The sequence below is a fragment of the Rhodococcus sp. 11-3 genome (assembly GCF_023704055.1).
In the GTDB taxonomy this organism is placed as follows: domain Bacteria; phylum Actinomycetota; class Actinomycetes; order Mycobacteriales; family Mycobacteriaceae; genus Rhodococcus; species Rhodococcus aetherivorans.
The window spans coordinates 4,282,680-4,304,820 of the sequence record NZ_CP080406.1 but is presented as its reverse complement, the minus strand read 5'-3'; the positions used below and the strand labels follow the sequence as shown (position 1 = coordinate 4,304,820).

Sequence of the window (22,141 nt, the reverse complement as noted above, 5' to 3'; positions counted from 1 at the left end):
CGAAACCAGTGATCCCGGCGAAGCCTAGGCGACCGATTTGCGAAGGTTCACCCGACCCCGCCCTCTCCGCGATTCGTCGCCACACCGACGCCGGTAGGGGCGTAGCCTCGGCAGCATGTCGGCGGCGATCTCCGTGGAACAGCTCGTCAAGTCGTTCGGAACCACCCGCGCTCTCGACGGCCTCGACCTCGAGGTCCGCCGGGGCGAGGTACACGGGTTCCTCGGCCCGAACGGCTCCGGGAAATCCACCACCATCCGCGTCCTGCTCGGGCTGCTGCGCGCGGATTCCGGCCGGGCCGAACTGCTCGGCGGCGACCCGTGGCGCAACGCGGTGGACCTGCACCGGCGGCTCGCCTACGTGCCCGGCGAAGTCAATCTGTGGCCCAATCTCACCGGTGGCGAGGCGATCGATCTGCTCGCCGGCCTGCGCGGCGGCATCGACGAACGCCGCCGTGCCGAACTGCTCGAACGCTTCGAGCTCGACCCCACCAAGAAGGCCCGCACGTACTCGAAGGGCAACCGGCAGAAGGTCGCGATCGTCGCCGCGCTCGCCTCGGACGTGGAGTTGTTCCTGTTCGACGAGCCCACCTCGGGCCTGGACCCGCTCAAGGACGAGGTCTTCCGGGACTGCGTCCGCGAGGCCGTCGCCGACGGGTGTTCGGTGCTGCTGTCGAGCCACGTCCTCGCGGAGGTCGAGGCGCTGTGCGACCGGGTCACCATCATCCGGCAGGGCCGCACGGTCGAATCCGGCACGCTGACCGAACTGCGGCACCTGACCCGCACCTCGGTGGTGGCCGACACCGTGCGCCCGGTGGCCGGGCTGGACACGATGCCCGGGGTGCACGACCTGCAGGTGGACGGATTGCGGGTGCGGTGCGAGGTGGACACGGCGTACATGGACCCGGTGCTGCGCGAGCTGCTCGGCTTCGGCATCACGTCGCTCACCAGTACCCCGCCCACCCTGGAGGAGCTGTTCCTGCGGCACTACGGCGACGAACTGCCGGGCGAGCACATCCACCTGCCCGGCGAGCGGCTCGCGCACGGCCGGCCGGCCGCCGGCGAGGGAGCCGGCGCATGAGTGCCGCCTTCGTCGGCACCGGCCGGCTGGTACGCCTGGCGGTGCGCCGCGACCGCGTGCAGCTGCCGGTGTGGCTGGCCGCGATCACGATCGTCTACGCGATCTCGGTGTCGAGCCTGAAGGGGCTCTATCCGGCGCAGGAAGACCTGCACCTCATCGCCGTCAGCTCCGCCGTGTCCCCGGTGGTGCTGGCCACCAACGGCCTGGTCTCCGGCGACAGCCTCGGAGCGGTCGTCGCGGCCCAGACGCTGCTGTTCCTGGCGCTGGCGGCGGGCCTGATGAGCACCATGGCCGTGGTGCGGCACACCCGGCAGAACGAGGAGACCGGCCGCGCCGAACTGGTCGGGGCCAATGTGGTCGGTCGGCGGGCCCTGCTCACCGCCGCCCTGATCGTTGTCGCCGCGGCGAATGTCGCGCTCGCGTTGCTGCTCACGGTCGTCTCTCTCGGTTTCGGACTGCCGCTGTCCGGATCTCTGGCGCTCGGAGCGGCCACCGGGGCGGCCGGTGTCGCGTTCGCGGCCGTCGCGGCCGTGACCGCGCAGGTCGCCGAGGGCGCCCGGGCCGCGAACGGGCTGGCAGGCGCGGCGCTGGGGGTCGCGTTCCTGCTCCGCGCCGTCGGCGACAGCGCGGGCACCGTCGACCCGGGCGGGGTCAGCGTCACGAGCATGTGGCTGTCGTGGCTGTCACCGATCGGGTGGGCGCAGCAGATCCGGCCGTACGACGTGGACGCGTGGTGGATCCTGCTGCTGTTCGCCGCATTCACCGCCGCGACGACGTGGACCGCGTACGTGCTGACCGGCAGGCGGGATCACGGAGCCGGGTTGGTGCAGCCGCGGCCGGGGCCGGACCGGGCGGCGACGTGGCTGCCCACCGCCGCGGGCTTCGCGTGGCGGGTGCAGCGCACGACGCTGATGTGGTGGGCGCTCGGCATTGCGGTCCTCGCCGCCACCTACGGCAGTGTCGCGAACGAGATGGACAACTTCCTCGACGAGGAGGGTGCCGTCGCCGACATGATGAAGCAGCTCGGCGGCGGGGCCGAGGCGATCACCGACGCGTACTTCGCGATGATCTTCCTGATGATGGCGTTGTTCGCCAGCGGATACGCGGTGCAGGCGGTGCTGCGGATGCACGGGGAGGAGACGTCCGGCCGGGTCGAGCCGGTGCTGTCGACGGCCCTCGGGCGGGTGCCGTGGATGCTCGCGCACATCGCCGTGGTGACGGTGGGAGTGATTGTGCTGCAGGTCGTCACGGGCGTCGCGTTGGCCGTCTCCTACGGAATGACGATCGGCGACATCACCGGTCCGCTCGGCAATCTGCTGCCCGCCGCGCTGGCGTTCGTGCCGGCCGTGCTCCTGGTCGGCGCGATGGCGGTGCTGTGCGTCGGGGTGGCGCCGCGCCGGGCGTCGAGCGTCGCATGGGGTGTCTTCGCCGTGTGGTTGATCATCGGGCAGCTCGGCGCCCTGCTGGACCTGCCCCAGGCGGTGCTGGACCTGTCGCCGTTCGTCCACGTCCCCGCCCTGCCGGCCGCGGACATGCGCCCGCTGCCGCTGCTGGTGCTTCTGCTCGTCGCCGTGGCGACCGCGACGGCGGGTGTGAGCGCGATGCGCCGCCGCGACCTCGTCGTCCAGTGACCGCCCGCGGCGGCGACCGAATGTCACATCGCGGCGATCCGGGCGGTTTCAGGCGGCCGATGCGACAAGCTCGGTGAACGCTTCGGTTGGCGTGCGCCAGCGTAGCGTCTGCCGGGGGCGGCCGTTGAACTCGTCCTGGACCTGCTGCAGGTCCTCGGGCGTGTACACCGACAGGTCGGTGCCCTTGGGGAAGTACTGCCGGAGCAGACCGTTGGTGTTCTCGTTGGTGCCGCGCTGCCACGGCGAGTGCGGATCGCAGAAGTAGACAGCGACGTCGGTGGCCATGGTGATCTGGGCATGAGCACGCATCTCGTGGCCCTGATCCCAGGTCACCGACCGCTGCATCACCTCCGGCAACGACCGCATCGCGGCGATCATCGCATCGCGGACGCCGGACACGTCGCGGACCTTCGGCAGGTGCAGCAACACCACGTACCGGGTGGTGCGCTCGACCAGGGTGCCGATCGCCGAGCGGTTGCGCGCCCCCATGATCAGATCTCCCTCCCAGTGCCCGGGCACCGCCCGGTCCTCGACCTCGGCGGGCCGCTGGGAGATGAGGATCTTGTCGGGAATATGGCGGGCACTGCTCGGCACTCGCCCCTGCGGCACCCGACGGGTGTGCCGGCGCCGCAGATACTCCGAAAGCTCTTTTCGCAGTTCGCCTTTCAGTTGCACATACACGGCCTGGTAGATGGTTTCGTGGGACACCCGCATCTCCGCTCGGTCGGGGAAGTCGACCACCAGCCTGGCCGAGATCTGCTGCGGGGACCAGCGCAGCTTCAGCCTGGCGACGACATACGCGCGCAACTCGGGTGCGGCCATCAGCTTGGCGACTTTCGGTCGCAGTGCTCGGGTCCAGGCCCGCGCGTGGGCCGACACGGCGCGGTAGCTACCGTCGCGGTTGCTGTTGCGTTCGATCTCCCGGTAGATCACCGACCGGTGCCGGCCCAGGTGCGCGGCGATCGTCTGGACCGACTCGTTGCGGGCGAGTCCGAGGGCGACAAGCTCCCGCTCGCCCAGGGACAACGACCGTCCGCCGTGCTCCCAGTGCGGGGCACGGCGGACGGTGCCGTTGGCCTCGTCCTCCCACCGGTAGCCGGTTTGTCGGCTGACACCGACCGCGGCTGCGGCCTTGGCGATCGACACCTTCGTCATGCGCATGGCGAAGAACCTAGCCTTCTTCGCCTCTCGTGCTGCTCGACCCACTGACATCTCCCCTGGTCAGGGAGCGTGTCGCATGGACCACCTGAGTCAGCCCCGACTGCCGCGATGTGACATTCGGTCACTGCGGAGGAGGCCGACTCGGGATCAGCGCGCGTCGAGCACCAGCCAGCCGCCGTGGTGCTCGAACGCCTCGAACGCGAGACCCGTGGATTCGCCGAGTGTGCGCAGGGCGGGCAGGTCGAAGGTGCGCACGTGGCCGTGGCAGGCGGTGGCCTCGTCCTCGAACGGCACCGCGATCACCACGCGCTCCCGGGCGATGCGCAGCGCCTCCGCGACGACGGCCGCACCGGTCGCGGCGTCGACGTGTTCGAGCAGATGGATTGCGGTGACGGTGTCGGCGCTGTCGTCGGGAACGGGCACGTGGGCCGCGTCGCACACGACGGTGTCCACCTCGAGGCCCAGCCGCGGCGCGACGGCCTCGAGCAGGGTCATGGTGCCGGGCAGGATGTCGGTGGCGGTCACGGCGATCCCGGCGCGCGCCAGGCGCAGGGGGAGGAATCCGAAGCAGGAGCCGAGATCCAGCACGCGGCCGCGGACGAGTTCGGCGGCCTTGTCGTGGATCGGGGCGAACCCGGCGGTGCCGTCCAGCAGTTCGGTGAGCGAGTTGCGGTAGTAGGTGACCCACGCGTCGAGGGCGTCGGGCAGGGTGGAGCGCACCAGCCCGACCATCGTCAACTCGAACTCCTCCTGTCCGAGGTCGCTGTCGGCGATCGACGCGGTGACCCCGGCGACAAGACGTTCACTCAGGTCGTCGGGCCCGAGCGAGTGGGTCACGTGCAGCCGGTCGCCCTCGCGGCGCAGGGCGATCGGGCCCGAGCTCACCTTCTCGACGGTGACGTGGGCGTGGGACCACCGGCCGGGCGGGCAGGGGGCGAGTGAGTCGAGCACAGTCATTGCAGCGCAGCCTTTTTCGAGGAGGGGGAGGCGTCAGGACCGTCGAGGGACGGGACGGCCGCGTCGAGGCCACTGTAGAGGGCGCGCATGCCGGCGGACAAGAGTTCCGGCAGCGCGAGCGAGTCGTCGGCGAGCCACTGCTCGTACGCCGCCATCGCCACGCCGAGCACGAGATAGCCGACGGTGCGCGGGAAGTGGTCGTCGGCGGCGGCGCCGACGCGACGCGCGACGTACTCGGCGATCACCCGGCGCCAGCCCTCGTACATCACCACCGAGTACGCCTGCAGCGCCGGTACCCGCAGGATCAGGTCCATGCGGTCGCGGTGCAGCGCCGCCTCGGACTCGGGGAAGGTGTTGAAGTCGAGCAGCGCCGAGGTCAGCGCCTCGGCGAGGGGGACGTGGCCCGGCAGCGCGTCGAGGTGGGCGCGCATCTGTTCGAGGTGGCCGTCGAAGTCGCCCCACGGCACCGCGTTCTTGGACGGGAAGTACCGGAAGAAGGTGCGGCGGGCGATTCCGGCGGCTTCGGCGATCTGGTCGACGCTGGTCTCGTCGAATCCCCGGGCGCGGAACAGTTCGATCCCGATCGCGCTCAGCCCCTCTCTCGTGGTGGAGGGGCGGCGACCTATCCGAGCGGACGGTTTCCGGCGGCTACGCATGGTGTGAGCCTTCCATGGGTGACATTGTGCACTCGATGCCATTACAGTGGTGAACCGAGTCACAGCGCAACGGGTCTGTGACGCCGGGCTCCGCTCGTGGAGTCCCCATCCGAGGAGGTAGTTGATGTCCGATCGTGACAACACCGTCGTCGAGTCCGACCTGGTCGAGGAGTCCCTCGTGGAAGAGGTGTCCATCGACGGCATGTGCGGCGTGTACTGATCGTGTCCGCCGACGCCGCCACCACAGTGTTCGACTCGCAGAAGGTCGACTCGGCAGGGTTCGATCCGGATACGACGTGGAGGCTGCACCCGCAGGTAGCGCTTCGCCCCGAGCCGTTCGGGGCGTTGCTCTACCACTTCGGGACCCGCAAGCTCTCGTTCCTGAAGAACACCACGATCGTCGAGATCGTCGAATCCCTGCACCAGCATCCGTCCGTGCGGGCCGCGCTCGCCGCGCACGGAATCGACGAGTCGGCTGCACGTCCGTACCTGCGGGCGCTGGCCACCCTGGCCGACTCCCACATGATCGTGCCGGCCTAGACCCCGCCGGTCCCCCTCCCGCCCGCCCCACCGACGAGGACGCAGCCCATGACCTCTGTGCTCGAATCCGCCGCAGTACGAGAAGCTTCCGGCCCGCCCAAGGTCGGCCGCCTGGTCGACCAGTTCGAGAAGGGTCTCGACGCCCCGATCTGCCTGACCTGGGAGCTGACCTACGCCTGCAACCTGTCGTGCGTGCACTGTCTGTCCTCGTCCGGCCGGCGTGATCCGCGCGAGCTGACCACCGAACAATGCAAGGCGATCATCGACGAACTGCAGCGTATGCAGGTGTTCTACGTCAACATCGGCGGCGGAGAGCCGACCGTGCGCTCGGACTTCTGGGAGCTGGTCGACTACGCCACCGAGCACCAGGTGGGCGTGAAGTTCTCCACCAACGGCGTCAAGATCGACAAGAAGGTTGCCGCGCGTCTCGCGGCCTCCGACTACGTCGACGTGCAGATCTCCCTCGACGGCGCCACCGCCGAGGTCAACGACGCCGTGCGCGGCCCCGGCTCGTTCGCGATGGCCGTGCGTGCCCTCGAGAACCTCGCCGAGGCCGGATTCCGCGACGCGAAGATCTCCGTCGTCGTGACCCGGCACAACGTCGACCAGCTCGACGAGTTCAAGGCCCTGGCCGACCAGTACGGCGCGACGCTGCGCATCACCCGCCTGCGTCCCTCCGGCCGTGCCGTCGACGTGTGGGACGACCTGCACCCCACCCACGAGCAGCAGCGGCAGCTCTACAACTGGCTCGTCGCACACGGCGAGGGTGTGCTGACCGGCGATTCGTTCTTCCACCTGTCCGCCTTCGGTGGCAGCGACGGCGCCGGTGCGCTGCCGGGGCTGAACCTGTGCGGCGCGGGCCGGGTGGTGTGCCTGATCGACCCCGTGGGCGACGTGTACGCCTGCCCCTTCGCCATCCACGACAAGTTCCTTGCCGGGAACATCCTGTCCGACGGCGGTTTCCAGCAGGTGTGGCAGCACTCCGAGCTTTTCACCGAACTCCGGTCACCGCAGACCGGCGGGGCCTGCAGCAAGTGCACCTTCTACGATTCGTGCCGCGGCGGCTGCATGGCCGCGAAGTTCTTCACCGGTCTGCCGATGGACGGGCCGGATCCCGAATGCGTCCAGGGCTACGGCGAATCCGCGCTCAGCGCCGACCGCACCGTGCCCAAGTCCAGCGTCGACCACTCGCGCACCGGTGAGCGCCGCACCCCGCGCGCGCCCGTCCCGTTGCAGCTGATGGTGCGCCCGCCGTCGCGGGCCTGCGACGAAAACCCGCTCGCCGGAATGCAATAGCCGGCCCCGTTCGTGCAAGTAGGAGAGGCAGATCCATGTCCAAGGAATGGTTCGAAACCGTTGCGGTCGCGCAGCAACGGGCGAAGAAGAAGCTCCCCAGGTCCGTCTACGGCGCCCTCGTGGCCGGCTCCGAGAAGGGCATCACCGTCGAGGACAACCTGACGGCATTCGGCGAGCTCGGCTTCGCCCCGCACGTGGCGGGGTTGTCCGACAAGCGGGAGATGGGCACCCACGTGATGGGTCAGGACATCGCCCTGCCGGTGGTGATCTCCCCGACCGGCGTGCAGGCGGTGCATCCGGACGGCGAGGTCGCCGTCGCCCGTGCCGCCGCGGCCCGCGGTACCGCGATGGGGCTGAGCTCGTTCGCGAGCAAGTCCATCGAGGAGGTCGCCGCGGCCAACGACAAGACCTTCTTCCAGATGTACTGGGTGGGCAGCCGCGACGTGCTGGTCCAGCGGATGGAGCGGGCCCGCGCCGCCGGCGCGAAGGGCCTGATCATGACCCTGGACTGGTCGTTCTCCAGCGGCCGCGACTGGGGCAGCCCCGCCATTCCGGAGAAGATGGACCTCAAGGCCATGTTCCGGTTCGCCCCCGAGGGCATCCTGCGGCCGAGCTGGCTGCTCGACTGGGCGAAGACCGGCAAGGTGCCGGACCTGACCACCCCGAACCTGACCCCGCCCGGCGGCAGCGCCCCGACGTTCTTCGGCGCCTACGGCGAGTGGATGGGCACCCCGCTGCCTACCTGGGAGGACGTGGCGTGGCTGCGGGAGCAGTGGGGCGACGCGCCGTTCATGCTCAAGGGCGTCATGCGGGTCGACGACGCCAAGCGCGCCGTCGACGCGGGCGTCACCGCGATCTCGGTGTCCAACCACGGCGGCAACAACCTCGACGGCACGCCGGCCCCGATCCGGGCGCTGCCGGCGATCGCCGAGGCGGTCGGCAAGGACATCGAGGTGCTGCTCGACGGCGGCATCCGCCGCGGCAGCGACGTCGTCAAGGCCCTCGCCCTCGGCGCCAAGGCCGTGATGATCGGCCGCGCCTACCTGTGGGGCCTCGCCGCGAACGGGCAGGCGGGCGTGGAGAACGTCCTCGACATCTTCGCCGGCGGCATCGGGTCCGCGCTCATCGGCCTCGGCAAGACGTCGATCCACGAGCTGACCCCCGACGACATCGTCGTCCCGCCGGGCTTCCGGCGCGACCTCGGAATCTGAGCGGTCCACCTGCCGATGGGCACCCTCACCGAACCGATCACCCTGGCCGGACGCCACGCGCCGGCCAGGGTGCTCTTCGGGCCGCACGAAACCAATCTCGGTGTGGGGAGGACCTTTTCGTCCGAACACGTGGCGTACTACGAGCGCCGAGCGCGCGGTGGCGCGGGGGTGCTCGTGACCGAGGTCGCCTCCGTGCACCCGCACGACCAGCCCTACGAGCGGGCGCCCCTGGCCGCGGAGTGCGGTCCCGGATGGGCCGCCGTCGTCGCCGCCTGCCGGCCGCACGGCACCCTGGTGCTGGCCGGCCTCGGCCACGCCGGGCTGCAGGGCTCGAGCGCGTGGACCCAGGCACCGCTGTGGGCCCCGTCGCGGGTGGCGGACCCCGCGGTCCGGGAACTGCCCATGGAACTCGGCGACGACGAGATCGATGCGGTGATCGAGGGATTCCGCGCCGCCGCCGCGGTCGCGGTCGCCGCCGATGTCGACGGGATCGAACTGGACGCCGGGCCGACCGCGCTGCTGCGCCAGTTCCTCTCGGGCCTGACCAATCGGCGCACCGACCGCTACGGCGCCGACCGGTCGTTGCTGTTGCGGCGGGTGGTCGCGGCCGTGCGCGCCGAACTCGGCCCCGGGCGGATCCTGGCGCTGCGCCTGAGCTGCGACGAGGAGGCGCCCTGGGCCGGCATCACCCCGGAGCACGCCGCCGCCCACGCCCGCGACCTCGCGCCGGACCTGGATCTGCTCACCGTCGTGCGAGGCGGCCTCTACGCCCCCGGCGCGTACCGGCCCGACGCGCACACGCCGGCCGGGTTCAACGCCGGACTGTGCCGCGCCGTCCGCGACGCGGTGGCGGGCGTCGTCCCCGTCGTCCTGCAGGGCAGCGTCGTCGACCCCGCCGCCGCGCAGCGCGCCCTCGCCGAGGGGGTGGGCGACCTCGTCGAGATGACCCGCGCGCAGATCGCCGATCCGGACCTCGTCACCGCCGTGCGCGAGGGCCGCTCGCCCCGGCCGTGCGTGCTGTGCAACCAGGCCTGCCTGGTGCGCGACTTCCGCAATCCCCGGGTCGGCTGCATCGGCAACGCGGAGGCCGGGCACGAGACGCGCGCGCCGCAGCCTCCGGCCACCGCCGCGCGGGACGTCCTCGTGGTCGGTGGGGGTCCGGCCGGGCTCGAGGCCGCCCGGGTCCTCGCGGAGCGCGGTCACCGGGTCCGCCTCGTCGAGCGCGCCGGACGCGTCGGCGGGATGCTGCGCACCGCGGCGGTGGGCACGGGACGCGACACGCTCTCCGCGCTCGTCGACTGGCTCGAGGCCCGCTGCCGCGCGCTCGGCGTGCGGATCGACACCCGTCGTGCCGTCACCGCCGGCGAACTCGAGGACGCCGTGGCCGCGGGCGAGGCCGTCGTGCTCGCCACCGGCAGCCGGGACCGGCCCCCCGAGTACCCGGCCGAGGAGGGCCACTACGTCACCGCAGCCGGCCTGCTGGCCGGTGGCCCGATCGCCGTGCGGCCGGTCGTGGTGTGGGATCCCGTCGGGGGTCCCGTCGCGGTGGGCATCGCGGAACAGCTTGCCGCCCAGGGCTATACCGTCTCGTACGCCACGACGGACCCGATCGCCGGGTCGCGGCTCGCGCCGACGGGCGACCTGGTCGCGGCGAACACCCGGCTGCAGCGGGCCGGGGTCGCCCGGCACCTCGGGGTCACGGTGCGACGGGTCGGCGCCGACGCGGTCGAACTCGAGCACCGGCTGACCGGACGGCGCACCGACGTCGCCGGCGCGCTGCTCGTCGACTGCGCCCCGGGGCTGCCGGAGGACACCCTGTACCGCACCGGGCTGACACGGATCGGCGACTGCCTGGCGCCGCGAAGTGTCCACCAGGCGGTACGGGAGGGTCACACGCTCGGATCCGAACTGTAACCTGTTGCAGACTGCTACGGATCGGAAGGATCGACGAATGGGCGAGTTCGACGGCAAGGTCGTGTTCATCACCGGCATTGCGCGCGGTCAGGGACGCAACCACGCGATCAGGTTCGCGCGGGAGGGCGCGTCGATCATCGGCGTCGACATTGCCGGTCCCGTCTCGGAGTACAACTCCTACGCCCCGGTCACCGAAGCCGACTTCCACGAGACCGTCCAGCTCGTCGAGGCCGAGGGGGCGAAGATCCACGCGCGCATCGCCGACGTGCGCGACAGCGCCGCCCTGAAGTCCGTCGTCGACGACGGCGTCGCCCAGTTCGGCCGCCTCGACGTCGTCGTCGCCAACGCGGGCATCTGCAACTGGAACCGCTTCTGGGAGATGCCCGACGAGCAGTTCGAGGAACTGATCGACATCAACCTCACCGGCGTCTTCAAGACCCTCAAGGCCGCCACGCCCGCCATGATCGAGGCCGGCAACGGAGGGTCGATCATCGTCGTGAGTTCCGTCGCCGGGCTGAAGGCCATGCCCGGCCAGGCCAACTACGCCGCCGCGAAGTTCGGCCTCGTCGGCCTGACCCAGAGCGCCGCCAAGGAGCTCGGCGAGTACCGCATCCGGGTCAACTCCATCCACCCCTACGGCGTGAACACCCCGATGGGTACCGACCAAGGCGCGCTGACGCTGTTCGAGAAGTACCCGCACTGGCTGCCGAGCTTCGCCCCGATCCTCACCGAGAAGCCGATCGCCGACGTCGACGACATCACCGAGGCCGTGCTGTATCTCGCGAGCGACCGCGCCCGGACCGTCACCGGCAGCCAGATGGCCCTCGACCAGGGGAACTCGAAGGTGTGAGCGAAACCTGCTCCGCCGGACCGCACCCACGGCTGGCCGCCCCGCTGCGGCTCGGCCCGGTCACGCTGCGCAACCGGGTGGTGTTCTCCGCGCACCTGACCAACTTCGCCGAGGACGGGCTGCCCACCGCGCAGCACGCCGCGTACTACGCGGCGCGGGCCGGCGGTGGAGCCGGGCTGATCGTCTCGGAGGAGCACACCGTGCACCCGACGGACCGGCCCTACGAGAAGCTGATCCGCGGGTACGACCCCGCGGTGGTGCCCGGGTACCGGCGGATCACCGACGCCGTGCACGCCCGCGGCGGGCGAATCTTCGCCCAGCTCAACCACAACGGCGCCCAGGGCTGCGGCATGTACACCGGCCTGCCGCTGTGGGCGCCCAGCGCCGTGCCCGACCCGCTGTTCCGGGAGGTGCCCAAGGCGCTCGAGGAGCACGAGATCCGCGACCTCGTCGAGGGGTACGCCCGCGTCGCCGAGCACTGCCGTGCCGGCGGATTCGACGGGGTCGAACTGCAGTGCTCGCAGGCGTCGATCGTGCGGCAGTTCCTGTCCCCGGGCACCAACCTGCGCACCGACCGGTACGGCGGACCGCTCCGGAACAGGGCGCGGTTCCTGCTCGAGGTCGTCGGGGCACTGCGCGCGGCGGTCGGGTCCGACCTGGTCGTGGGGGTCCGCCTCAGCGGGCACGACGGCACCGACGGCGGGATCACCCTCGACGACGCCGTCGCCGTCGCCGCCATGATCGAAGACAGCGGGCACGTCGACTACCTGAACACCTCGATCGGCGTGGCCACCGAGACGCTGCACCTGATCGAGGCGTCCATGGCCACGCCCCACGGCTACGCGTTGTTCGTGCCCGACGCGATCCGGCGGCGGGTGCGGCTGCCGGTCGTCGGCGTCGGACGCTTCACCACCCCCGCCCAGGCCGAGGCGGCCCTCGCCGAGGGGCGCTGCGACCTCGTCGGCGTCGTCCGCGGCCAGATCGCCGACCCCGACTTCGCCGCCAAGGCTCTCGCCGGCGACGACGAGGCCGTGCGTCCGTGCCTGGCCTGCAACCAGGAGTGCATCGGCCGGGTAGGGCTCGGCCGGTGGATCGGTTGCGTGGAGAACCCCCGCGCCGGCCGCGAGGCGCAGCTGCTACCCGATCCGGCGGTCCCCGGCCGGCGCGTGCTGGTCGTCGGTGGCGGACCGGCCGGCCTGCGCGCCGCCGCGACCGCCGCGCAGCGCGGGCACCGGGTCACCCTGTGCGAGCGCACCCCCGCCCTGGGTGGTCAGATCCGCACGGCCGCCACCGCTCCGGGCCGCGGCGAACTCGCCGGCATGGTGGACAGCCTCGAGGTCGAATGCCGCCGCGCGGGCGTCGATGTGCGTATCGGCGTGCACGTCGACGCCGCCTTCGTGCAGGAGCACCGACCGGACGCGGTCGTCGTCGCCACCGGGGCGCGCCCGCGGCGCCCGGACTGGGCCGGCGACACCGCGCTCGTCGTCGACGTCCGCGACGTGCTCGACGGCCGCGTGTCCCCGCAGGGCGACGTCCTCGTCGTCGACGACCTCGGCTTCCACCAGGCGACGTCGGTGGCCGCACTGCTCGCCGGCCGCGGCGCCGCGGTCACGGTCTGCACGGCCGGGATGATCGTCGGACAGGACCTCGGCCTGACCCTCGACATGGAGAGCTGGACCCGCCGGGCACACGCCGAGGGCATCGCGCAGCTCACCGACACGCTCGTCACCGCCGTCACCGAGACCGGCGGCAGGCTCGACGTCGCGCTGTGGCACCACCCGACCGCCGTCGCGCACACCCGCACGGTGGACGCGGTGGTCGTGGCCACCCATCAGGACCCCGTGGACGATCTTTGGGTAGCGCTGCGCGACAGCGCCTTCCACGTCGTGCGGATCGGCGACGCGGTCACGCCGCGACGGGCACACGCCGCGATCGTCGAGGGGGAGCGGGCGGCGGTGGGGCTGTAGCCCGGTGCGTCCTTTGGGCGGCAGGAGCAACCCAAAGGACGCACCGGCCGCGCAGCGGCCTATCGGCTCGCTCGCTTGGTGGCGTCGGCCCACGACTCCACCGCCGCGTACCCGTCGCCCACACCCTGGGTGAATGCGACCAGCGCCCCGTACATCCGGGAGCCCTCCACGGCCAGTTCCGTCCTCGCCACCCAGTCCGCGGCGCGGGCCATGACGTGGGCCGAGATGTCGGCACCGTCCTGGGTGCCGCGCGAGGCGTGCAGGAACGACTCGTCGGCGATCTGAAAGGTCTGCACCACGGCGCGCCAGTAGTACTCCGCATCCATCGCCGCGCGGACCTCGTAGTAGTCCGTGGCGTTCTGCCGCGCCACCGACTCCTGCAGCGTCGCCGCCGCCTCGGAGATGCTGCGCAGCGGAACGTACACAGGGTCCTCGGACGCCCCCCGCGTGGTTCGTCTACCCGTCACCGGCACGATGCTTTCAGACAATGGCACCCCCTCGATGGTCCACAAGATCATCGCACGCGCAAGTGCCGGCACGGGTCAGCAGGTGAGCGCACCGCCCGGGGACGCCGGCGCGTGCCGCAGCGGATCGAACGGCTCGAACCAGGCATCGACGGTCGCGAACAGGGCGCGCTGAGGAATCCGGAAATCGCCGAGCCGCTCCTGTTCGGGCAGCGGCCCGTCGGCGCCGAGGTCGACGCCGCCCACCACCGCGGCGAGGGTGCGGGCGGACCACAACCGGCGCGGTGCGGCGCGGAACCACTGTCCGTTCGGCACGTCGCCGGTGAGCCGGATCCGGCCGGCGCCCAGGACCGGGCCGGCGACGCGCGCCACGGCGGCCAGGACCGCGGGGTTGTGCCACGCCCCACCCGGCAGCAGCCGGCCGGCCAGGGTCGCCAGGGTGGTGGCCGGCGACGAGGACACCCGCACGTCCCAGACGACGTCGTCGCCCGCCGTGATGTGCAACCGGGACGGGCCGGTCCACTCGGCGGCGACGTCGGTGCGCACCGTCCGGGTGAGGGCGGCGCCGAGGTAGCGGGCGCATCCGTGCTCCGGCGCGGCATCGCTGTAGACGGTCCAGTGGCCCTGCGGGTCGCGGTGCCAGACCGCGGTGAAGGCGGGGCCCACCGACCCGGCGGTGAACCGGCGCAGCGCCAGACAGTGCCCGCTGGCGAACGGCGCCCCGATCACGGCATACCCGGTGAACCGCTCGCCGGCGACCCGGGGCAGGGCGCGGGGCTCCTCGGCGGCTTCCTGCGGTGTGGTCTTCATCTCGTCCTCCCTCGGCGTACGAATACGGTCCTCCCGATCGTGCGCCGCGTCGTGACCGGAAGCATGGGGCCGATGCCTCATCTTCGGCATCCGTCCGGCAGGGCGCCCCGGCTCAGGCGGCGGAGGACAATGGGGCCGTGCAGCGCAGGAGCGAGTCGTCTCCGGGCCCGCGGGACGGGCCGCGGCGCGCCGAGCTGCTCGCGGCGCTGTCCCTGGCGATCGACCTGGGCCTGGGGCAGCCGATGGAGCACATGCTGCGGTCCGCCGTGCTGGCCGGACGGATCGCCGAGCGCATGGGCCTGGACGCACGGCAGCAGGCCGTCGTCTACTACGCGAACCTCGTCGCCTGGATCGGTTGCCACGCGGACTCGCACGAGTTGGCGCAGCTGTTCGGCGACGACATCGCACTCCGCGCCGATACCTACGGGGTCGACATGAGGGGGCTGCCGTTCCTGCGGATGCTGACCAGCCACGTCGGGCGCGGGCTCGACGGCGCGCGTCGCGGGGTCGAGGTCGTCGCGTTCCTGCTGACCGCCCGCCGTCGCATGGCCGAGCTGATCGGTTCGCACTGCGCCTCGGCGGGGACGCTGTCCGACCGGGTCGGGCTCGACCGGCAGGTCGGCGCGGCCCTGGCCTACGCGTTCGAACGGTGGGACGGCGCCGGGCTGCCCGCGGGTGTGCGCGGCGACGACATCCCCCTCGAGATGCACATCGTGCACCTCGCGGAGGTCTCCGAGGTCCATCTGCGGGCCGGCGGGCCGGGGCGGGCCGTCGAGGTCGCGCGGGCGCGCAGCGGGACCCAGTTCTGTCCGCGGGTGGCGCGGGTGTTCCAGGAGGCCGCGGGCGAACTCACCGACGGTCTGCTCGAGCAGGACGCGTGGGCGGCGGCGCTGGATCGGGCGCCCGACCGTGCGCGCGTCCTCGCCGGCGACGAACTCGACACGCTGCTTCGTGCGATGGCAGACTTCGTCGATCTGAAAGTTCCCTGCCTGCTCGGGCATTCGCGGGCGGTGGCCGAGCTGACCGCGGCCGCGGGCCGCCTGCGCGGCCTGCCGGCGACGGACGTCGAGGTGCTCTACCGGGCCGGGCTCGTGCACGGTCTCGGCCGGATGGGGGTGTCCAACCGGATCTGGGAGAAGCCCGGTCCGCTCACCGGCGCCGAATGGGAGCGGGTCCGGCTGTACCCCTACCTGACCGGGCGGATCCTCAGCCGCGTCACCGGCATGGAGGACGTCGTCGCCGTCGCAACCACGCACCGCGAACGCCTCGACGGCTCCGGGTATCCCAACGGCGTGCGCGGACGCGACCTGAGTGTCGCCGATCGTCTCCTCGCCGCGGCGGAGACGTACCAGCGCTTCGGGGAACCCCGGCCGCATCGCGGTGCGCTCACCCCCGAACACGCAGCGGGTCGCCTGCGGCAGGAGGCCCACCGCGGGCGCCTCGACGCCGAGGCGGTCGAGGCGGTGCTGACGGCGGCCGGGCACCGGCGGGTGCGGCGCGCGCCATGGCCGGCCGGGCTGACCGCCCGCGAGGTGGAGGTGCTGCGGCTCGTCGCCCGGGGCCGGTCCAACCGGCAGATCGCCGACGAGCTGTGCATCGCGGAGAAGACGGCCCGCAACCACGTCGAGCGCGTCTACGCCAAGCTCGGGGTGGACAACCGCACGCGGGCCGGCCTGGCCGCCGTCGATCTCGGGCTGGCCTGGTGACCCGCCGGCCCGCGGCGGGCGACGGGAGCACCGCACCGCGGCCGGACCGGTCGCCATCGAACCCGGTTCGCTCGTCGAGGTTTTCCCGGCCGGCCCGTAGCCTCTGCGCACGGTTCAGCGGGTCGGGCGGGCCGGTACGCGCCGTTCACCCGGCAACTCGGTCACCAACACCGGCAGGTGGATTGGTGGACGCCACTGCTTGTGATGATCCGCCACCCCGTCGGATTGCCTGATGTGGTGCTGCCGCAAAGGTTTTCGAGGCTGGCGCGGAGACGGGTCGACGCACTGATCATCGTCGAGGACAGGCGAATGGATCAACTCGCATTTCCGCCGCCCTGTGCTACCACTCGGAGGGTCTCCGGCGGCAGCGGTTTCATGGTGCAGTGCTCACTTCGCAGAAGGTTCGGCCTCGTAGGTGACCCAGCTCGTTCGCGTGGCGAGGGTGTTGTAGAGCGCCTGGGCTTGGTGGTTGTCTTCGGCGGTCACCCACTGCACCACGGCGCGACCCTCGGCGGTGGCCATCTCGGTGAGACGGCCGATCAGTGCACGTCCGACACCCCGGCCTCGGGCTGCGGGGTCGGTGAACAGGTCGTCGAGGAAGAGGCCGGTGGTGCCGGTGTAGGGCGAGGAGAACCGGCGATGGTGTGCAAACCCGAGGATCTCGCCGTCCGCTTCCGCAACGAGAGCCTTGCATTCGTGTCGGGGATCCATGAACCATCCCCATGCGCGGGAGACGATGTCCTCGGACTCGGGCAGCTTGTAGAACTCGCGGTACTCGCGGAAGAGGACACGCCAGCGGCACTCGTCGGCAGGGGCGAGCGGCCGGATCGTCGGAATGGTGGTCGTTGCCATGGGTGGCTCCTATCGGTGGTTGAAGGTCTCGGCAGAGCGGTACTGCCAGGTACTGTCCGAGCGTTCTCCGCCCGCGAGGATCGAATATCCGATGCGGGATGCGCCGCGCTCAGGCTTCGGTCACGTCATCACTGCGTTCTCCTTTCTTTCCTTGCCTGTTCGGGTTCCCGGCTGGCGTGGGGCCAGCAGGAGGTACGCGGCGCTGCCCGCGACGAGGCCCCAGAACGCGGCACCGACGCTGAAGAACACGACGCCCGACATGGTGACCGCGAGCGTGGTCAGGGCCGCGATCCCGGTGCGGGTATCGCCGCCCATCGCCCCCTTCAGTGCGGTGAGGGCAGAGCCCAGCAGGGCGACGGCAGCAAGAACCGAAACCGTTTCGCTCGGGATCGCCCGGAACCCGGCCACGAGCACGCCCCCGAACGAGCCGACGAGCAGATAGGTGAGGCCGCCCGAGAGGCCCGCGATGTAACGCTGTGCGCGATCCGGATGCGACTCGGGGCCGAGCGCGATCGCCGCCGTGATCGCGCCGAGGTTGATGCCGTGGCAGCCGAAGGGCGCGAGGATCGCCGAGACCGTCGAGATGGCACCGACGAGCAGGCGGTCGTTCGGCTCGTACCCCTGCGAGTGGAGCAGTGCGAGCCCGGGTGCGTTCTGCGAGGCCATCGTGACAATGAACAGCGGCAGCGCGATGCTCACGAGCGCGGCCGGGGTGAATGCCGGCATCGTGAACACAGGGCCGCCGAGCGCGAGCGACGGCGCGACCTCGCGGAAGGATCCGGTCGCCCCGGTCGCCGCGAGCCCGGCGACGAGTCCGGCGAGCACTGCGTATCGGTCGAAGAAGCGCTTGCCGAGGAAAAAGGCGACGACGATGCTCCCCGCGATCAGCGGCGCGCTCGTGAAGGCGCCCGCTGCGGTCACGACGAAGGGCAGCAGGATCCCGGCGAGCAGAGCCTGTAGCACCGGGCCGGGCACCCTGGCGAGTAGCCGGCCGAACCAGCCCGTGTACCCGACCACTGCGGCGGCGACCGAGGCGACGAGGAACGCGCCGACGGCCTCGGTGAACGAGAAGCCGCCGAGCGAGGCGATCAGCAGCGCCGCTCCGGGCGTCGACCAAGCGACGATCACCGGGATACGGGTGAACAGGCTCAGCGCGATGCTGCACACGCCGTTGCCGATCGCCACCGCCCAGACCCACGACGCGGTCTGCGCCTCGTTCAGACCCGCTGCGCGAGTGGCTTCGAGCACGATCAGGAACGGGCCTGCGAAGTTGATGAGCGCCGAGAGGAAGCCCGCGACGACCGCGGAGACTGAGACATCCCGCAGCACAGAGGAACCCCGGCTCATCGGTGCGCCGCCGAGACTGCCGACGTCACGCCCGCTCGATGGCGTAACAATCTTGCAGAAACTTGAGTAACGTTATTCACTAGCGTCATGTCGAATGATAACAGAGCGTCGGAAATCGCGGCACGCCTCCGCCAGCGGATCGCGACGATGCATATCGGGGAGAAACTGCCGGGTGTCCGCGAACTCTCCGGAGAGTTCGCGGCGAGTGCAGCCACCGTCTCGGCAGCTCTCTCGGAACTGAGCGCATTCGGGCTGGTCCGGGCTGAGCCCGGGCGGGGAACGTTCGTGGCGGGCCGCGAACGACTACCGGAACCGGACTTCTCCTGGCAGTCTCAGGCGCTCGGCCGCGCCAGAGTGGACGCCGACCGGGCCGCTCGCCTGGGCGGCTACGGTACTCCCGACCACATCCCGCTCTCCTGGGGATACCTCGCCCCCGAACTACAGCCGAACGAGGAACTGCATCGCATCGGCTCGCGTGCGGCGAAGAGCGGTCGTGCCTGGATGATGACGCCGCCAGCGGGATCGCCGGAACTGCGGCGGATCCTCGCCTCCGAATACCGCGCCGACCCGAACGACGTGCTTGTGGTCTCCGGCGGGCAGCAGGGCCTCGTCTTCACGATGCGCACACTCGCCGAGCCGGGGTCGGCGGTCATCACCGAGAGCCCGAGCTATCCGGGCGCGATCCTCGCTGCGCAGAGCGCGGGCCTGAACCTCTCGTCGGTACCCGCCGACGCCGACGGGATCCTGGTCGACCGTCTCGCCGACGAACTCGAACGCACGCGAGCGCGAGTGGTCTACCTCCAGCCGAACTACGCGAACCCCACCGGCGCGGTCCTCGGTGCAGAGCGCCGGAAGCAGGTGCTCGAACTCGCCGCCCGACACGGCGCGTTCATCATCGAGGACGACTGGGCCAGACACCTCGGAATCGACGGACAGGCCCCACCCTCCCTCTTCACCGAAGACCCCCACGGACACGTCGTATCGATCCTCACCCTTTCGAAGCCTGCCTCCCCAGGTCTAAGGCTCGGCGCGGTCATCGCGCGCGGCCCGGCAGGTGAACGGCTCCGGGCCTCTCGCACCGCCGACGACCTCTGCGTCGCGCCGCTGGTGCAGGAAATCGCCTGCGGTCTCCTGACCTCGAATGCGTGGCCCCGGCACCTGAAACGCCTGCGCGCAGAGCTCGCGACGCGACGCGACGCACTTGCCTCCGCGATCCACGCCACGACGCCCGGCATCCGCATCCCGTGCGTCCCGCGCGGTGGCCTTCACCTGTGGGCCAGGCTGCCCCAGGGCGCAGATACCCGCGAGATCTGCACCGCCGCGTACGCGGCCGGGGTACTCATCGGAGACGGGAGTCACTTCTTCGTGGACGAACCACCCGCACCGTTCCTGCGCTTCTCCTACGGGGCCGCAACCGAAGCCCAGATCGCCGAAGGCATCAGGCGGCTCTCCGAAATCCTCCAGCGGTGAGGTTCGGTGGTGCGAAGCAGCGTCCCGCGCCGGGAATTGCGCCCGGTTGGTTGTTGATGTGTTGTGCAGCTCGGATCGCTCAACGTGGTGGCCGGCGGATGATCGACGGTGCCGGACTCTCCGCCGCCCGCAGGTGAGATGTTCCACGGGAATCTACTGGGGGTGCCTCGGTCCTGTCTCGACGAGGGCGTTGACGAGGCCGGCGGCGGTCGCGGCATCGTCGACCACGACCAGGGTGCGTGCGCCGTCGCGCCGGTGGAGCACCAGCGCGGGGCCGCCGCGCAGGACGAACCCTCGGGCGCCGCGCAGCGGGCCCAGTACCGCCATGCGGTATCCGTAGCCCCCGAAGTGCTTCAGCGGTGCCACGTCGGTGACGGAGGCGGAGGCGATGGCACCGAGCGGGGTGTGCAGGTGCGGCCACCCGAACAGGCCCGCGACGGTGACTCCGCGGACGTCGACGGTGACGCGGATCGAGCAGGTCAGCGCGACCAGCACGGCGAGCAGCACGGCCAGGCCCAGCAGGATCCACAGGCGTGTGAGCACGCCGAGGGCGGCGACGATACCGATCGCCGCGACGAGCACGATCGTTGTGACGTTGCCGGTGGCCACCGATCGGGTCCACGCGACGAGTTCGTCTGCGCCGAGGGGAATTCGCGGTGCATCGGCGGCCGGGGGAGAGGCAGGTCCGCGCGACCACCGGGGCACCGCCGCGGCGGCAACGGCCCCGAGGGCGACGCCGATGCCGAGTGCTGCGAGGAGAGACGCCCCCGGCAGCGAGGCTGCGGCGGCGTCCGCGAGTCCCCGCTGAGAGCCGGTGACCAGCACGATCAGGGCGGTCACGAAAGCGACCGTTCCCGTGACGGTCGCGGCGACCGCGCGGGTGAGGGCAGGGTCGGTGTCGGCGACCCGGGCGAGACCGAAACCGAGGGCGGCGAACAGGACACCGAACCCGAGCAACAGTGCGATCGTCGCCGGGAGGCCGGCGAATCCGTCCGCGGTGCCGTCGAGGTTCCAATGTGTTGCGATCGGATTCGGTAGCTGCGCATGCCAGCTCCGGAGCACGAGTGCGCCCGCGGCGGCGACGGCCAGGGGTGCGGCCGTGGAGCTGAGGAGGATGCGGCCGGTGGGGCGCCGGTCGGTGCAGGGATCGTCTGTCATCGGTACTCCGTTCTGATCAGGTCGACGAGATCGTCGGCGCTCAGGCCGACGCGCTTGGCGTGCGCGACGGCCTGAGCGACGGCGGAATGCAAAGCGGCATGCCCGGTTTCGGCGCGGTCGGTGACGACCGCGCCGCGTCCGCGGCGCAGCTCCACCAGGCCTTCGTCGCGCAGTTGCTGGTACCCCCGCAACACGGTGTGGACGTTGAGGCCGAGCGATGCGGCGAGGTCGCGCGCGCCGGGGAGGCGCTCGCCCGCCCGGACCTCGCCCCGGGCTACCGCGCCGCGCACGGCCGCGGCCAGTTGCACGAACAACGGGTCCGGCGAGTTCGGGTCCAGTCTGATGAGCACGGGACAAGCATATTGTTCTATTTGAAATAGAACAAGTCGGCTAACGGCGGCATCGGGCCGGTGCGGTCACCGGCGACCCGGCGGCGACGGGGACGACGGGTCCTGTCCCTGGATCCCGGCCGAGTCGCCGGCCTGCCAGCCCCGGTGGAGCACGTCGACGGCCTCGTGCAACAGGCCGTCGCGGTCGCCGGGGACCGACGCGGGGATCTGGTGCAGGGTGGTCAGCCGGGCGATGCCGTAGACGGTGCCCCACGTGGCAGCGCACCGCCGCAGCACCTCGGCCTCCTCGACACCCTCGGGCTGGCAGGCCGCCACGGTGTCGCGCAGCAGACGCCAGTAGTCGGCGGCCGCCTGTTGCAGGCGCGGGTGATCGGCCTTGTCGACCGTGGGCCCGTAGGCCAGGTCGTGCACGTGCGGGCGCTCCCGGACGAACCGCAGGTAGGCGTCGGTGAGCGCGTGCAGCCGGCACCGTGGATCGGATCCGGCTGCCTCGACGGCGGCGGCCGCCTCTGCCGCGGCGCCCTGCAGCCCGGTGCCCGCCACGGCCGCGAGAAACCGGCGCTTGTTCCCGAAGTGCACGTAGGGCGCCTGGTGGCTCACGTCCAGCTGCTGCGCCACCCGGCGGAGGCTGAGGCGTTCGGCCGGCTGCTCCCTCAGCAGTTCGAGCGCGGCTCGGAGCAGCCGTTCGTCGAGCGTGTCGGTCATCCGTCCACCAGCCCTTCC

General features: G+C 71.5%; 21 protein-coding genes. 11 read left to right on the top strand and 10 right to left on the bottom strand.

Annotation, left to right across the window (positions count from 1 at the left end; genetic code table 11):
- Positions 1-115: 115 nt before the first annotated feature.
- Both KZJ41_RS19825 and KZJ41_RS19820 read left to right on the top strand, forming a co-directional pair.
- A complete protein-coding gene (locus tag KZJ41_RS19825) occupies positions 116-1,078 on the top strand; it encodes an ABC transporter ATP-binding protein (protein WP_006932880.1) in 963 nt (320 codons plus the stop codon).
- Complete coding sequence (locus tag KZJ41_RS19820; RefSeq protein ID WP_251549456.1) at positions 1,075-2,709, top strand: ABC transporter permease; 1,635 nt, start codon at positions 1,075-1,077, stop codon at positions 2,707-2,709. Before KZJ41_RS19825 ends, KZJ41_RS19820 begins: the two co-directional genes overlap by 4 nt.
- 48 nt (positions 2,710-2,757) lie before the next feature.
- Here KZJ41_RS19820 and KZJ41_RS19815 read toward each other — a convergent pair whose 3' ends face one another.
- The 3 genes from KZJ41_RS19815 to mftR form a co-directional block, all read right to left on the bottom strand.
- Positions 2,758-3,921, bottom strand: a complete 1,164-nt coding sequence (locus KZJ41_RS19815; RefSeq protein ID WP_051446190.1) for an IS30 family transposase — start codon at positions 3,919-3,921, stop codon at positions 2,758-2,760.
- Between the two features lie 96 nt (positions 3,922-4,017).
- Positions 4,018-4,827 (bottom strand): mycofactocin oligosaccharide methyltransferase MftM, encoded by an 810-nt coding sequence (gene mftM, locus KZJ41_RS19810; RefSeq protein ID WP_006932884.1) that lies wholly within the window; start codon positions 4,825-4,827, stop codon positions 4,018-4,020.
- Positions 4,824-5,483 carry a mycofactocin system transcriptional regulator gene (gene mftR, locus KZJ41_RS19805; protein ID WP_029544997.1) on the bottom strand — a complete coding sequence of 220 codons (660 nt, stop codon included), beginning with the start codon at positions 5,481-5,483 and terminating at the stop codon, positions 4,824-4,826. Before mftR ends, mftM begins: the two co-directional genes overlap by 4 nt.
- A 124-nt stretch (positions 5,484-5,607) precedes the next feature.
- On the opposite strand from mftR, the gene mftA reads away from it, so the two are divergent.
- Genes mftA through KZJ41_RS19770 form a run of 7 tightly spaced genes read left to right on the top strand, consistent with a single transcriptional unit; the run spans position 5,608 to position 13,261 of the window.
- Complete coding sequence (gene mftA / locus KZJ41_RS19800) at positions 5,608-5,703, top strand: mycofactocin precursor MftA (protein ID WP_065922321.1); 96 nt, start codon at positions 5,608-5,610, stop codon at positions 5,701-5,703.
- Positions 5,704-5,729: 26 nt separating this feature from the next.
- Positions 5,730-6,023: a mycofactocin biosynthesis chaperone MftB gene (gene mftB / locus KZJ41_RS19795; RefSeq protein ID WP_170914118.1), complete on the top strand. Its 294-nt coding sequence runs from the start codon at positions 5,730-5,732 to the stop codon at positions 6,021-6,023.
- A gap of 48 nt (positions 6,024-6,071) precedes the next feature.
- Entirely contained in the window at positions 6,072-7,319 is a 1,248-nt protein-coding gene (gene mftC, locus KZJ41_RS19790; RefSeq protein WP_006930977.1) for a mycofactocin radical SAM maturase, read from the top strand.
- Between the two features lie 35 nt (positions 7,320-7,354).
- A complete protein-coding gene (mftD, locus tag KZJ41_RS19785) occupies positions 7,355-8,530 on the top strand; it encodes a pre-mycofactocin synthase MftD (protein WP_006930976.1) in 1,176 nt (391 codons plus the stop codon).
- Positions 8,531-8,545: 15 nt separating this feature from the next.
- Entirely contained in the window at positions 8,546-10,444 is a 1,899-nt protein-coding gene (locus KZJ41_RS19780; RefSeq protein ID WP_251549454.1) for a mycofactocin system FadH/OYE family oxidoreductase 1, read from the top strand.
- Positions 10,445-10,481: 37 nt separating this feature from the next.
- Positions 10,482-11,294, top strand: a complete 813-nt coding sequence (locus tag KZJ41_RS19775; RefSeq protein WP_006930974.1) for a mycofactocin-coupled SDR family oxidoreductase — start codon at positions 10,482-10,484, stop codon at positions 11,292-11,294.
- Positions 11,291-13,261: a mycofactocin system FadH/OYE family oxidoreductase 2 gene (locus KZJ41_RS19770; protein WP_203330092.1), complete on the top strand. Its 1,971-nt coding sequence runs from the start codon at positions 11,291-11,293 to the stop codon at positions 13,259-13,261. The genes KZJ41_RS19775 and KZJ41_RS19770 overlap by 4 nt, the downstream gene beginning before the upstream one ends.
- A gap of 59 nt (positions 13,262-13,320) precedes the next feature.
- Here the strand turns inward: KZJ41_RS19770 and KZJ41_RS19765 are convergent, their stop codons facing one another.
- Positions 13,321-13,728, bottom strand: a complete 408-nt coding sequence (locus tag KZJ41_RS19765) for a hypothetical protein (RefSeq protein WP_239010578.1) — start codon at positions 13,726-13,728, stop codon at positions 13,321-13,323.
- Positions 13,729-13,803: 75 nt separating this feature from the next.
- Positions 13,804-14,535: a hypothetical protein gene (locus KZJ41_RS19760; protein WP_050035569.1), complete on the bottom strand. Its 732-nt coding sequence runs from the start codon at positions 14,533-14,535 to the stop codon at positions 13,804-13,806.
- A 137-nt stretch (positions 14,536-14,672) separates the two neighbouring features.
- Here KZJ41_RS19760 and KZJ41_RS19755 point away from each other — a divergent pair, with 137 nt between their 5' ends.
- Positions 14,673-16,241, top strand: coding sequence for an HD domain-containing phosphohydrolase (locus KZJ41_RS19755; RefSeq protein WP_006930969.1), 1,569 nt, complete (start codon positions 14,673-14,675; stop codon positions 16,239-16,241).
- 387 nt (positions 16,242-16,628) lie between these two features.
- Here KZJ41_RS19755 and KZJ41_RS19750 read toward each other — a convergent pair whose 3' ends face one another.
- Both KZJ41_RS19750 and KZJ41_RS19745 read right to left on the bottom strand, forming a co-directional pair.
- The gene (locus KZJ41_RS19750; RefSeq protein WP_006930966.1) at positions 16,629-17,093 is read right to left on the bottom strand and encodes a GNAT family N-acetyltransferase; all 465 of its coding nucleotides are present in this window, start codon (positions 17,091-17,093) and stop codon (positions 16,629-16,631) included.
- A gap of 120 nt (positions 17,094-17,213) precedes the next feature.
- The gene (locus tag KZJ41_RS19745; RefSeq protein ID WP_202917311.1) at positions 17,214-18,440 is read right to left on the bottom strand and encodes a benzoate/H(+) symporter BenE family transporter; all 1,227 of its coding nucleotides are present in this window, start codon (positions 18,438-18,440) and stop codon (positions 17,214-17,216) included.
- Positions 18,441-18,527: 87 nt separating this feature from the next.
- Between KZJ41_RS19745 and KZJ41_RS19740 the strand changes: the two genes are divergently transcribed.
- Positions 18,528-19,910, top strand: coding sequence for a PLP-dependent aminotransferase family protein (locus tag KZJ41_RS19740; protein WP_256997115.1), 1,383 nt, complete (start codon positions 18,528-18,530; stop codon positions 19,908-19,910).
- A gap of 153 nt (positions 19,911-20,063) precedes the next feature.
- Here the strand turns inward: KZJ41_RS19740 and KZJ41_RS19735 are convergent, their stop codons facing one another.
- The 3 genes from KZJ41_RS19735 to KZJ41_RS19725 form a co-directional block, all read right to left on the bottom strand.
- Positions 20,064-21,068, bottom strand: a complete 1,005-nt coding sequence (locus tag KZJ41_RS19735) for a DUF1648 domain-containing protein (RefSeq protein WP_251549450.1) — start codon at positions 21,066-21,068, stop codon at positions 20,064-20,066.
- Positions 21,065-21,418 carry a GntR family transcriptional regulator gene (locus KZJ41_RS19730; RefSeq protein WP_006930948.1) on the bottom strand — a complete coding sequence of 118 codons (354 nt, stop codon included), beginning with the start codon at positions 21,416-21,418 and terminating at the stop codon, positions 21,065-21,067. The genes KZJ41_RS19735 and KZJ41_RS19730 overlap by 4 nt, the downstream gene beginning before the upstream one ends.
- A 66-nt stretch (positions 21,419-21,484) precedes the next feature.
- A complete protein-coding gene (locus KZJ41_RS19725; RefSeq protein WP_251549448.1) occupies positions 21,485-22,123 on the bottom strand; it encodes a TetR-like C-terminal domain-containing protein in 639 nt (212 codons plus the stop codon).
- Positions 22,124-22,141: the final 18 nt, after the last annotated feature.